Source organism: Amycolatopsis sp. NPDC026612 (assembly GCF_040638285.1).
Taxonomy (GTDB): domain Bacteria; phylum Actinomycetota; class Actinomycetes; order Mycobacteriales; family Pseudonocardiaceae; genus Amycolatopsis.
The window spans coordinates 41430-53694 of sequence record NZ_JBEZYB010000054.1 but is presented as its reverse complement, the minus strand read 5'-3'; the positions used below and the strand labels follow the sequence as shown (position 1 = coordinate 53694).

Genomic DNA, 12265 nt, shown 5'->3' with positions numbered 1-12265 from the left:
CTGCTCGTCAGGATCGATCACCACGAACGGGAAGACAAGGTTGACATCCCGTTGGCTGCTTGACCCCCGAAGAACTTCCAAAACCAACCACTAAGTCGGAGCGATAGGAGTACCTGCTCGCGCAGGTCCGCGAGGCGTTCGGCCGGGTGGTGTAGAGCCACAAGACCCACGAGAAGCAAGCAGACATCTGCTTCAGGCGATACCGGTGGCAGCAGGGTGTACTGGTCGCCTTCACGGCTGTCAGCGCCGGAACGTTCCTCGCGCCCGTGCTCGGCATGCTGGGCAACCAGGTCCTGACCAGCCTTGCGACCTCGTTCATCGCCCTCGTCGTCAGCGCGCTGAGCCTCGCCTCCAATAGCTTCAAGTTAAGCGAGGAGTCTGAGGCCCACCGCAAGATCGCCTCGCGGCTGCGGGACGTACGCGAGTCATACCTGTCGCTGATCACCGATCTGATGTCCGCCGCGACCGTGCCTGCGGACGCTCGCGCGCGTCGCGACGAACTCCAGGAGGCCACGCGTGCTGCTTACGCCGACGCGCCCCGGACCACGTCCAAGGCCTACGTCCGGGCGCAGGACGGGCTCAAGAACAACGAGGAGCTGACCTTCACCTCCCGCGAGATCGACCTGTTCCTGCCAGAGGCGCTCCGTCTCAATGAAGGCGAGGCGGGACGACGACCGTGGACGACATCTTTGACGCCCTGCTCGAGAACCTGAAGGTCGGCGACGCCAGCACCACCATCGCCGCACGCGCGACGAGATCACGAAGGCGTTGAACAAGGACTTCCGGTCGCCCGATCTCCGCGTCGTCGTGGGGTGTCGTTCCGGCCAGCGGGCCCGATCCGGCCCCTTCGGGCGGCCGCGGCAGCCTGGGTGATCGGGGCCGAGGGACGGACGTTCACCGCGTCAGTGTTCGGCGATGACCGCGGCCACGCGCTTCATCAGCTGCGTGTGCTCGTCCAGGATGGTGCGCAGTTCGTCGTGGTGCTCCGCGATCCTCGTGTTCTGGTACTCGGTCTCGACCTCACGCCAGGTTTCGACGACACCCGTCTGCCGCTTGCACGCGACGTCGGCCGTGGCGGTCGCGATCTCCCGCTGGGTCAGGGCACCGTTCAGGTCGAACGCCGACACCGCGGTGAGCGGATCCTTCTGCTCGACCCCCTTGGCTTTCATGCAGCCGGACCACGCCGCCACCACCTTCCCCAGCCGTGGATCCCCGAGTGACTCGCTGAAGGAGGCCGACGCTATCCCGCGCGCCAGTTCGGCATCGCCGCTTTCCAGCGCCAAGGTCTTGCCCGCTTCCGCGGCACATGCCGCTTGGCCCGGCGGCGCCTTCTCCGGCTGGGCGGCCTCGGCGCCGTTCACCGAGGTTGGCAGGTGGTAGCCGTACTGGCGCGCGTCCTCGGCCGAGGTCACGCCGTATCGCCGTTTGTTGCCGTGAAACCCGAAATCGGCTATCCGGTTCCGGGTTTGCCGCTCGGACCCGGCCTGGTCGGGCGCCGCGCCGTGGCGCGGGCCGGACCGGGTCAGGCAGTCGTCGATCAGGAGTGCTCGGGCCAGGATCAGCTCCCCGGTCTCCCATGCGGTCGACCGGTAGGCGTTGATCGGGAGCTCGAGGTCGTCGGTCACGACGTCGGCCGGGGGAGCCGGACTGGGGGCCGGCACCGCGGCCACTGCGGAGCAGCCGGTCATCAGGCCGAGGACGAGCAGGGCGGGCACCAAGCGGCGATACGGCGTGGGCATCGGCTCAGCCCCAGCTGATCTTCACGGAGGCGTCATCGTTGTAGGTCTCCTGCAGCCGGCCGCTCGAGCCGCCGTACAGCCAGTCGCGACCACCCGTGTAGCCGGGCAGCGAGAAGATGTAGCAGATCGAGCTCGATCCGGCGTCACACGCGACAGCCGCCGCGTTGGTCTTCACGCGTGTTCCCGAGCCCGTGCCCGTGCCGGCGAAGAACGTCCGGGTGCCCAGATCCGACACCGAGGTCTGGGTTCCCCACCACGCCGTCGTCCGGGTGCTGTTGTAGTACAGGCACAGGTAGTAGGTCGAGTTGTGGCAGCGTCCCTCGACCCCCGCGTCGCTGCCGACATATGTCAACGCCTGTGCCGAGCCGGCGAGCGCGATCGGAGCCGCGATCCCCACCCCCAGGACGGCCACCGCCGCTCGCACGAGCTTTCCGGCCTTGCCCTTCATCTGCATGCTGATTCCCTTTCCTCGGTGAAACCTCTCCGGGTTCACCCAGGCTCGCGGGCGGCCGCATCGCCGGTGCATCGCGCATGCATTGCCGGCGACCGGGTCGTTTCCAGGCACCGGTGCGGCTAAGGTCTGCGATAGGGAGGGGAACCGTGGCCGAGGTCTCGATTCTGCTGCTGGGTGACGTCCAGGTGCACGCGGCGGGCGCGCGGGTGCCGCTGAGCGGGGCGAGACAGCAGAAACTGCTGGCGGCGCTGGCGCTCGCGGAGGGCCGGCTGGTGACAGTTTCCTCGCTCGTCGACACGGTCTGGGACGCCGCACCCCCGCACACCGCCGTCCGGCAGGTCCGCAATCTCGTCACCGCCCTGCGGCGGACGCTCGTGGCGGCCGGGGCGCCGGAGTCGGTCATCGTGGCCGAGGGGGCGGGCTTCCGGATGGACCTCACGGGTCTCCGGTGCGACGTCGTCGAGTTCGACGCCCTCGCCAAGGCCGGGGACCGGCGGGCGGCACTGCGGCTGTGGCGCGGACCGGCGCTGGCCGGGCTGGACGGCGAGATCCTGCGCGGGGCAGCCGACGCGCTCGTGGAACGACGTCTTTCCCTGCTGGAGCGTCATTTCGCCACTGTGCTCGACGAAGGCGGTTCGCCCTGCCCACAGGAGCTGGCCGAGGCTGTCGCGGACCATCCGTTGCGCGAGAGCCTGGTCGTGCTCGCGATGACCGCCCTGTACCGCGCGGGCAGGCAGAGCGACGCGATCGACGCTTACACCGCGTTGCGGACCAGGCTGCGTGACGAACTGGGCGTCGAGCCCGCCTGCTCCGCCCGCGAACTCTACGAGCGGATCCTTCGGCAGGATCCCGGGTTGACGGGCCCGGCCGCGCCGGTCCGGGCGGTACCCCGGCAGCTCCCCGGGCTGACGACCGAGCTCGCGGGCCGGGACGGGTTGCTCGCCGAGATCCGGGCGGCCCTGCACCGGCCCACGGGGACCGTCGCCCCGATCGGGCTGCTCGTGGGCCCGGCGGGGATCGGGAAGACGTCGCTGGCGCTCGCCGCGGGGGCCGCGCTCGCCGGGGACTTTCCCGACGGGCAGCTGTTCGCCGACCTGCGGGGCGCGGGCGGCGCCGCCGTCGACGCGCACACGGTGCTCGGCAGGCTGCTGGCGGCGCTCGGGGTCGCCGGGCCCGAGATACCCGACGACCCGGAGGAGCGGGTCGCCCGGTACCGCACCGCGCTCGCGGGGCGGAGGATGCTGGTCGTCCTCGACGACGCGGCGGCCGAGCGCCAGGTCCGGCCGTTGCTGCCCGGCACGCCGTCCTGCGCCACGCTGATCACCTCGCGCCGTCGCCTCGGTGCGCTGCTCGGCGCGTCCCGCTGGACCGTGCCCGTGCTCGAACCGGACGCGGGGCTGGCGGTACTGACCGGGATCGCCGGTGCGCCCCGGGCCGCGGCGGAACCGGACGCGGCGACCGAGCTCGTCGAGCTCTGCGGTGGCCTGCCGCTGGCGGTGTGCATCGCGGCCGGGCGGGTCGCCGTCGGACCGGACCTGACGATCGCCGAGCTGGCCACGGAGCTCGCCCAGCAACGCCGCCGTCTCGACGGGCTCAGCATCGGGGACCTCGACGTCCGGGCCACCATCGAGCTGAGCTACCGGGCGCTCGACGCCGCGTCCCGGCGCCTGTTCCGCTACCTGAGCCTGGTCCCGATGTCCGAATGGCCCGCCTGGGTCGGCGCGGAGCTGTTGGACGATCCCGCGGGACCGCTGCTCGGCCACCTCGTCGATCTGCATCTCGTCGACCTCGCCGCGCGTGACGCGCTGGGCCGGCGCCGGTACCGGATGCACGGGCTGGTCGCGGCCTTCGCTCGCGAACGGGCGCTGGCCGAGGAAACGCCTCAGGCCCGCGCCGTCGTCGTCGAGCGCCATCTGAGCGCCTGGCTCGACCGCGCCAAGAAGGCCGACGGGCAGCTGGCCGACGCCACCGCGGACGCCCGCGACTGGTTCGACATCGAGCTGCCGAACCTGCTCACCGCGGTCGACGAGGCTTGCGGGCTGCCGGGTAGCGCGGTCGCGGGCGAGCTGGCACTGAGCCTCGGCGCCTACTTGAACTTGCGTGCCTTCACCGCCGATGAGGGCCGACGGCTGCTCGCGGTCGTCGAGCACGTCCGCCGTACTGGCCCGGACGAGACGCTGCTGCGGCTGTTGTCGGTGCTGTTCCCCTGGGTTTCCCGGACCGCGCGAGCCCGGCAGATGTTGGCGCTGGCGGCGGAGCAGGAGCAGCTCGCGCGGCGGCTGGGAGACCGGTCCGCGGAGGAGCGGGCGCTGGTCAACGGCGTCTGGGGACTGCTTCGGGCCGGGCGGCTGACCGACGCCGCCCACCGCATCGCCGAGCTGGGCCCGCGGCTCGTCCCGACATCGCCGACCACGGTCTCCTTGGACGTCGCCACCGCGAGCATGCACCTCGAGGCGGGGCGGCCGGGGGACGCGCTGCCCTGCATCGACCGGGCGGCCGAGGGGGCCGACCTGCTCGGCGACGTCCGGCTGGGCCTGCGCTGTGAGGTGGAACGTGCGGTCGCGCTGATGGAGGCCGGCCGGATCGCGGAGTCGGAAACCGTGGTGGCACAAGGACTTGCCACGGCGCGCGAGACACGTAACGACCAGATGGCGGCGTACCTGAACCACGTCCACGCCGAGCTGGACGCGCTCCGGGGCGGGTGGGGTGTCGCGGCCGAAGCCATGGACGGCGTCGTGCGTACCTACGAGGACAACGCCGACTGGCTCGGTCTCGGCCTCGCCCTCGGCCTCGTCGCGGATCTCGCCCGCGCTCGTGACCAGCCCACGGCCGGGGTCGCGCCGCTCACGCGCGCACTGGCCATCTGGCGACGGCTCGACGCGCCGCTCGAGATCGCCCGGACCCATGCCCGCGCCGAACGAGTCTTCGCGGCCCTCGGTGACCGGGAGTCGGCCGGGCGCCACGAACGGCAGTGGCGCAGCGCGTTCGACGGCCTGGGTCTCGGCGACTCCTCGTTGCGCATCCTCGTTCCCTGACCTCTCACCACCCAAGGAAAGGAAGGAAAACATGAACGAAACCGAGTTCTCACCGCAGGAGGACCCGATCGGGCCGCCGGTCCTCGGCCCCGGCACGCACAAGCTCGGCGCCTGCAACCGAGCGCTCGGAGGCTGCAGATCCGTGTAGTTCGAACCAGCCCACTTGTGGCGCGGGTGATGTTGATGGCGTGCTGATGCGCCCGGGCGATCGTGAAATCCACCGAAACCGACCAATCGACCAGGCCGGCCACGCCGGCGTCTGGCCGCACGCCGAGCGACCGTTCGACTTCTCCTGAACTCGTTCCTCAGCATTCTCTACTTCGGCGAAATCGAGGACTACCGGTGTCCGGCCAGCTTCGCCGATCGCCTGCAGCAAGCCGGCCCCGACCTCTGCCCAACCGATCAACAGCAGCGGGCCAACAGCGTCGAACGCCGCCTTCCCGTACTCGCCCGCCACGAGCGGCTCCGCCACGTTCAGCGCCAGCGTGACCACGCTGGCGAAGATCAGCAGCCGGCGGGCCGGACGAAGTACAGCCTGCGAAGCGCCAGTGAGGGCCAAGTGCCTGGTACCGAGCAGCAGACCGAGAATCGAGAGGTCGACCGCGGGCGCGACGAGCGGCGCCACCCAGATTGGCACTCCCAGCCGGAGGGCGAGGCCGAGAACGCTGCCGAAGCCGAACAGGAACGTGAGCCCGACGACCGTACCCATGATCGCCGAGACGGCCCGGACGATAGTGGAGGTATCGGACGATGAGCTCCGGTCTGAAACGGCCATCAGGCATCGCCGCCCGGGTTGCCGAGCTGGAAACTGCCTTCGATAACCAGCATCCCGCTGGAAAACAGCTGGTCAGACGCGGGACCGTCTGTGTGGTGTCCTGCCGAGGGCTCGAACCTGCGCATGTTGTTCACCGCGCGCTCCCCCGCGGCCGACGCTCCATCACCAGCTGCAAGTCGGCCCGGATCAGCAGCCCGTCGGACAGTCGCCGTCGCATCGACTCGAGAACCACCCACTCAGCCCCTGTCTCTTCAGTCACGCATCGCTCGGCCGCTTCCCGTAGTACGCACGAACCACCTTCCCCAGCTTCCGCTGGATTACGCGCAAGGCCTGGATCGTCGTTACGTCATCGAGCCCGGTCGTCGTCCTCCACTCGAACCCGGTGCCCGCCAGATCGCTGACGAAGACGATCTCCGCCGCGATCAGCGTCCGAGCCCAGTCGACCGCGGCCAACGGACTCCCCGCCTTCAACGCTGCTCGCAGCCGTTTGCACTGCGTGATCAGGTCATCGAAACTCGCAAACCCCATGCCGACCGCCAGCTCGTCACTGCACCGGGCGGGACCACCCCACTCCAGCAGCGCCCGGTCCAGCAGTGCGATCTCGTCCGAGGCGAGCAAGTCGCCCGGGGTCAGCGGATTCAATTCAGCCTCTCCCAATAGTCGTCCACCTCGTTCGGATCCCTCCGGAAGATCGTTCCGCCGTCGGGGTGCCTGGGGTGGATGACGATAGTCGAGCCGTCCTTCCCGAAGAAGGCTTTCCGACTGCTGCCCAATTCCTTTGTACGTGACGGATTCTGCGTGGTGTCCGGGCCAGCCGGTCAAGGTCCTCGGACGAGGCCCCGGCGAACATTGTGGACCAGCACCGCGCCCGCGTAGTACGTGTGCAGGTTGTCGCTGCTCAGAGGAAGTCCACCCGATCGCGGTCGTCCTGAGTGACGTGGACCGCGGTCACTTGTGGTGCTCGATCGGCTTGCCGTCCGGGCTCGTGGTGGCCGACCACGGCTCGAAAGTATTGGCGCACAAGACTTTCGCTGCCACGCTCGGAACCTCGGGGCCGCGCTGGACTGGGCTGCGCAGCGTCGGTGGGGCCGATGGGAGCTGATCGACCCCGTCGGTCGCCGCGCAGATTGCCGAAGCCCGAAGGTAGTCACAGCCGCCGGGCGTCCAGCCGATGGTCACGTCGATCCGGGCCACCACGCCGTAGGACAGCCCACTGACCTTACCGATCTTGCGTACTGGGTCGTTCAGGCTCGCCGTAGCCCGTGCCGACGACCTGGCCGATCTGGGCGATCGCGCAGCGCCGCGTCCACGGGCGGCTCGCGCTCGCCACCGCGCAGTCGACCGTGCCACCGATGCCGGCTCGTTCAGATAGCCCACCAGGTTGTCCGGGCAGACTCCGCCCTCCTTCGGGCCCGGCAATCGCACCCCACGGTCCACCGAACTCCAGTTCTCGTCCAGCGCCGGCAGGTGGTAGCAGCTCAGCAACATCCGGTCGACGCCGGTATCGGAACGGACGAGCAAGCCAGCATCCCGCCATTGGGGCTGCGGCAGGCGCCCCTCTTGTAATCGCCAACCCGTGGGATCATCCACGGTCGAGTGGTTCGCTCCGGCGAGTCAGCCCGCAGACCAGTCGGCACGTCGCTCGTCACTCCCTGGCCAAGAGTGGCGGCAGCTGGCCACCTTTGGTGACCTTTCACATTCCACTGATACGCCGATCAATATTCTCGCAGTGCCTCGACGATTCGTTTGAAGGCCACCGAGTCACGGCGGACCAGGCATTTCTTTGTTGCGATATCGACCCAGCCACGCACCGATCCCCGCTTTAACTTTCCTTGTAAAGCTTGAAGCTTTGCGATCTCAAGCGAGAGTGTCATGCGTTCGCCGCCGGGGAGCGTCGCCGGCAGAGCCGTCATCGCTCGTCAGGGCCCCCATGGGGGGCCCTGACGAGCGCCTACCGCTCGCGAGCGAGGCGGTTCGATGCGTTCACTGCGGTGGTCTGCCGGCCTGTACCGATGGGACCGGAGACAAGAGCTCCGTGGTGGTCGCTTGCCGACGTTCGGAGTTGACATCTCGCCCCCTGGCCGCGGGGCCGAGCGCCCAGGGGTAGCGTCGACCCCGCGGCAGCAGGCGAGAACCGGGTCGTCCGGTCAGGCCCGGTTCAGTTGCCACTGCTGGTTGGCCCCGCCGTTGGCGGCCCACTGCACGACCTGCGCCCCGTCGCTCGTCGCCGCACCGGAGACGTCCGCCACCAGTCCGCTGTCGTGGCTGACGATGGTGTAGTAGCCGTTGCCGGTGGACCGCAGATACCACATCTGGTTGGTGCCGCCGTTGGCCGTCCACTGCTGCAGTTGCAGCCCGGCCGTGCTGCTGTTGGCGTTGACGTCGAGCGCCTTTCCGCTCGGGACGTACTGGAGGGTGTAGGAGCCGTCGGAGGTCGTGGCGATGGTCCAGGTGGCCGTGCCGCTCTGCTGGACCACCTTGGCGCCGTCCGCGGTGGAGTTGCCCGCGACAGCGAGCGGCTTGCCGCTGTTGCGGTTGACGATGCGGTAGGTGCCCGGTGCGGGTCCGTCTCCGCCGCCTCCGGCGAGGTTGAAGTACTCCACCGCGTCGGTGAAGACGGGGTTACCGGACTTCGTGGTCGACAGCTGCAGGTACACGCGGTTGCCGGTGGCCGGGGTGGTGAAGGACACCGGCTGGGTGACCCGCGAGCCGAGCGGGACGGTCAGGGTCGTGCTTCCGGACGCGACGACCGCGCCGTCCGGCGCGTCGAGCCGCGCCGTCCAGGTGAAGCCCACCGAGGTGTCGGCGAAGTCGTCGTTGAAGACGGTGATGTTGCGGGTGACCGTGGCGTTCCGGGCGTAGTTGGGCACGGCCTGCGGCAGCGGGAAGGTGCCGTTGGAGTCCGAGGCGCCGGAGGCCGACCAGAACGGCAGGTCGACCGCGGCCACCGGGTTGAACGCCGCCTGGACGCGCTGGATCTGCGGGTTGCTCCAGGGGGCCGGGAGGTTGTCCGCGCCGTAGATGGGGTGACCGCCCTCCTCCGGGGTGAAGTCGGTGGTCCGCACTCCGGGCACGACGCCGGCCCAGGCGGACAGCAGCGTGTACGGACGCAGGTCGGTGGCGTTCTTGCCGCGCTTGGCCAGGGTTGCCGTGGCGAACCACTCGAAGCCCTGCTTGTTGTTGCACGCCGGCCAGATGTACTCGCCCTCGCCGTCGGGCCGCCCATTCACGGTTTTCAGGCCCTCCCCGTACCTGCCGAAGCCGTCGACGTAGTGCGGGATCACCGCGAAGTTGGCGTACGTCATCCCGGGATACCCGTTGAGATTCCCGTCGACGCCCACCTCGGCAATGACCGGCCGGGTGCCGTCGTTGCCGTTGATCGCCGCGTACAGGTCCTTCTCGAACTGTTCGGAATCCTGGCCGCTCTGGTTCGGCTCGTTGGTCTGACTCCAGCGGATGACCGCGGGGTGGTTGCGGTCGCGCAGGACCAGCGCACGGGCGTGGTTGACCATGTTGTCGTGCCCGGCGATCCAGTCCTGCCCGGATTGGGAGCCGCGGATCGCGGTCTCGTCGATGATCATCAGGCCCATCTCGTCGGCCACGTCGAGCATGTACGGGCTGGCCGGCTCCTGATGGACGCGCAGCACGTTGAAGTTGAGCCGCTGGTAGTTGTCCACCGTCTGCGGCCAGCCGCCGTTGTTCGACGAAGGGGGCAGGAAGCCGGGCAGGGTGTCGTAGGCGTCGCCCTTGCCGCCGTTGTTGATCCGGTCGTAGTCGGCACCCTGGAGGTTGTCGCCGCGGAAGTTCACGCGCACGCCGTTGAGGTAGTAGTAGTCACCGTTCTGGGTGGCCTCCCGGAAGCCGAACCGGTACGTGGCGTCGCCGGTGTGCCCGTCATCGGTGACGGCACGCACCGTCAGCCGGTGCAGCTGCGCCTGGTACCCCGGCCGGTACGGCACGTTGGGCCACCAGTACGAGGTGCTGTCGAGGTTCCACGCGACCGGCCCGACGGTCACGGTCGCGGTCGAGTGGGCCGCCACGGTGACCGTACGGCTGGGCAGTTCCGTGTAGCTGAAAGCCGTTCCGTTGTTGGACGACAGCGATCCGGTCAACGTCACCGACCGGGAACTGTCCGATGTGTTACGCACCGACACGTCGTAGGTCAACGTCTTGTTCGCCACCGACGTACGCACGAATGTGTCGCTGACGGACACCGCCGGGTACGTCCGCAGGAACGCCGAACGGTAGATCCCCTGGGGGACCGCCTCGGACCACTCGGCGGCGTCGGGCACCAGGTACCGGCCGTTGGACGCCTTCAACGCGCCGCGGCCCTTCACGTCGACGCTGATCGTGTGGGTGCTGCCGGGGGCCGCGTAGGCGGTGATGTCGAAATTCGACGGCGTGAACGCCGTGGTCTGCGTCGCCACCACCCGGCCGTCGACCGACAGCGTCGCCTGGTGGTTGACCGCCCCGAACTCGATCCACGTCGACTGCGGCTGACCCGAGTCGGGCACGGTGATGGTGCGCGAGTACACCGCCTCGTTCACGTCGGTGAAGCCCTGCTTGTACCAGCCGCCGCCGGGCACGGTGATCGAGGTCGCCCCCCGACCCGTCGGCGTGAAACTCCACGTCCCGGCCAGGTCGACCGAGGCGATCGCGGCGGCGCCGCCAGCTGCGGCCGCGTGTGCCGGCTGTGTTGCGACGGCCGGCTGTCCTGCGGCGGCGGGTTGTCCCGTGTCGATGATCGCGAGGAGTGTGGCGCCGGCCAGCGCTACGCGGGCGAAGCGCCGGGATAGCGTGCGAGGGCTGTTCTGACGCATCAAGAAATCCCTTTCGCGGGTGTCGCGTCTACGGGGATACACCGATCATCGGACCCGCCGTCACTACCGCCGGGGTCACCAAAACAAGCAATCGTGTTCGAACCGGTTCGACAGAACGATAAGCGGGGTCGACTCGTGGTGTCAAACACATCTATGGCTTGCGACGAAAGAAGAGCGCGATCCCGTGAAACTTTCAAAGAAGAGCGCAATTCCGGGAAATTTCAGGCTGCAACTGGGTGCCCCGTCGTCGGCGGTCCACTGGATGACCTGTGCCCCGTCGTCGGTTGCGGCGCCGGAAACGTCGGCTAGCGGCGGCTAGCAGGCCACTGTCGTGGCTGACGATGGCAGCCGTGGCGGATGATGGCCCCCTGGCGGCGCTTGTGATGCCGCGGCCAGCACAGGCGGCCGCCTCATGGTCGCGATGGGTCGGGTTCGGGCCCCGGGGTGCAGCGCGTGTCCGTGGCATGCGCTCGCCGACCGGGGGGATCCGGGTTCAGCGAGTGAAGGGGCGTTGCCGGATCACCCGCGTCGGCGCGCGCGAGCGTGCCGCGGCGGGCGCCAACCCGGCCGGGCAACGTGGTGCCGCCCCGGCCGGGGGCGCCGAGCGGATCGCGGGCGCAACCAGGGCCACCGCGGCTGTGCCCGCTAAACTGGTACGCGTTCCGGGGAGAAAGGCTCGCTACGGCGGCCGAACGCACCGACCACGCGGAAGAGTTCGTTGTCGGCCTGCACGCTCCGGCGCACGCCCTGCGCGGCCGCGTCCCGTTCGCTCTTCAGGTACCGCATCCAGGAGTCCGGCGACAGCAGCGCCCGCACCAGATGCCACCACTGCACCGGCAGCAGCTCGAGCGTCCTGACGTCAGTGCGCAGTCGAACCCACCGCGACGATCTTGCAAGGATCGTCTGCGCTCCGGCGCGTCCCCCGAAACTGCGCGTCGTCCCTGGCTCCACAAGGGACGCTGGGCGCGACGCAGCTCCCCCGCCAGGACTCGAACCTGGTGCCTCCCGATCAACAGTCGGGTGCGCAGCCTGTTGCGCCTCGAGGGAATGATCGTGGCGAGTGCCCCCAGCAGGAGTCGAACCTGCGTTCCCGGCTTCGGACGCCGGAGTCGTATCCGCTGGACCACGGGGCGAGGTGGGCCGCCGGGGATTCGAACCCCGAACCTGCCGAGTAAGAGTCGGCGGCTCTATCCAGTTGAGCTAACGACCCAGGTCACCGCCGCTTCCTGGGCGGTGTGGCGGAGGATGCAGGATTTGAACCTGCGCGGCGCTCGTCACGCCGACCACCGTTTTCGAGACGGCTGCCTTTCCGGGCTCGGCCAATCCTCCCTGCACGACAACGGCTACGTGGTCGTGGTGGTCGAGGTGCCAGGAGTCGAACCTGATTCTTCGCGTCATCAGCGCGCTGCACAGACCGCCGTGCTCCACCTCGTTCTCGTGCG

At 69.2% G+C, this 12265-nt stretch carries 10 protein-coding genes, 5 tRNA genes and 1 pseudogene; 2 read left to right on the top strand and 14 right to left on the bottom strand.

The window, feature by feature from the left end; all coding sequences use genetic code 11:
• Positions 1-167: 167 nt before the first annotated feature.
• Positions 168-713 (top strand): annotated as a pseudogene (locus AB0F15_RS33220) (SLATT domain-containing protein); the annotation flags it as partial.
• Between the two features lie 189 nt (positions 714-902).
• Here the strand turns inward: AB0F15_RS33220 and AB0F15_RS33215 are convergent.
• On the bottom strand, positions 903-1739 hold the full coding sequence (locus AB0F15_RS33215) for a hypothetical protein (protein ID WP_360279091.1): 837 nt from the start codon (positions 1737-1739) through the stop codon (positions 903-905).
• 4 nt (positions 1740-1743) lie between these two features.
• A complete protein-coding gene (locus AB0F15_RS33210; protein WP_360279088.1) occupies positions 1744-2193 on the bottom strand; it encodes a hypothetical protein in 450 nt (149 codons plus the stop codon).
• A gap of 146 nt (positions 2194-2339) precedes the next feature.
• Between AB0F15_RS33210 and AB0F15_RS33205 the strand changes: the two genes are divergently transcribed.
• Positions 2340-5228 (top strand): BTAD domain-containing putative transcriptional regulator, encoded by a 2889-nt coding sequence (locus AB0F15_RS33205; RefSeq protein WP_360279085.1) that lies wholly within the window; start codon positions 2340-2342, stop codon positions 5226-5228.
• Positions 5229-5277: 49 nt separating this feature from the next.
• Here AB0F15_RS33205 and AB0F15_RS33200 read toward each other — a convergent pair whose 3' ends face one another.
• The 12 genes from AB0F15_RS33200 to AB0F15_RS33145 all read right to left on the bottom strand — a co-directional run bounded on the left by AB0F15_RS33200 (position 5278) and on the right by AB0F15_RS33145 (position 12255).
• Complete coding sequence (locus AB0F15_RS33200) at positions 5278-6003, bottom strand: hypothetical protein (RefSeq protein ID WP_360279082.1); 726 nt, start codon at positions 6001-6003, stop codon at positions 5278-5280.
• Positions 6003-6137 carry a hypothetical protein gene (locus AB0F15_RS33195; protein WP_360279079.1) on the bottom strand — a complete coding sequence of 45 codons (135 nt, stop codon included), beginning with the start codon at positions 6135-6137 and terminating at the stop codon, positions 6003-6005. Before AB0F15_RS33195 ends, AB0F15_RS33200 begins: the two co-directional genes overlap by 1 nt.
• A 121-nt stretch (positions 6138-6258) precedes the next feature.
• Positions 6259-6645, bottom strand: a complete 387-nt coding sequence (locus AB0F15_RS33190; RefSeq protein WP_360279076.1) for a hypothetical protein — start codon at positions 6643-6645, stop codon at positions 6259-6261.
• 306 nt (positions 6646-6951) lie between these two features.
• Complete coding sequence (locus tag AB0F15_RS33185; protein ID WP_360279073.1) at positions 6952-7593, bottom strand: hypothetical protein; 642 nt, start codon at positions 7591-7593, stop codon at positions 6952-6954.
• Positions 7594-7718: 125 nt separating this feature from the next.
• On the bottom strand, positions 7719-7916 hold the full coding sequence (locus AB0F15_RS33180) for a hypothetical protein (protein ID WP_360279070.1): 198 nt from the start codon (positions 7914-7916) through the stop codon (positions 7719-7721).
• 234 nt (positions 7917-8150) lie between these two features.
• Complete coding sequence (locus tag AB0F15_RS33175; protein WP_360279067.1) at positions 8151-10823, bottom strand: RICIN domain-containing protein; 2673 nt, start codon at positions 10821-10823, stop codon at positions 8151-8153.
• A gap of 645 nt (positions 10824-11468) precedes the next feature.
• On the bottom strand, positions 11469-11657 hold the full coding sequence (locus AB0F15_RS33170) for a hypothetical protein (RefSeq protein WP_360279064.1): 189 nt from the start codon (positions 11655-11657) through the stop codon (positions 11469-11471).
• A gap of 140 nt (positions 11658-11797) precedes the next feature.
• Positions 11798-11870: transfer RNA gene (locus AB0F15_RS33165), tRNA-Asn, on the bottom strand.
• Between the two features lie 14 nt (positions 11871-11884).
• Positions 11885-11955: transfer RNA gene (locus AB0F15_RS33160), tRNA-Arg, on the bottom strand.
• 4 nt (positions 11956-11959) lie between these two features.
• Positions 11960-12033: transfer RNA gene (locus AB0F15_RS33155), tRNA-Lys, on the bottom strand.
• A gap of 26 nt (positions 12034-12059) precedes the next feature.
• Positions 12060-12152 (bottom strand) — tRNA-Ser (locus tag AB0F15_RS33150).
• Positions 12153-12180: 28 nt separating this feature from the next.
• Positions 12181-12255 (bottom strand) — tRNA-Ile (locus tag AB0F15_RS33145).
• Positions 12256-12265 lie beyond the last annotated feature (10 nt).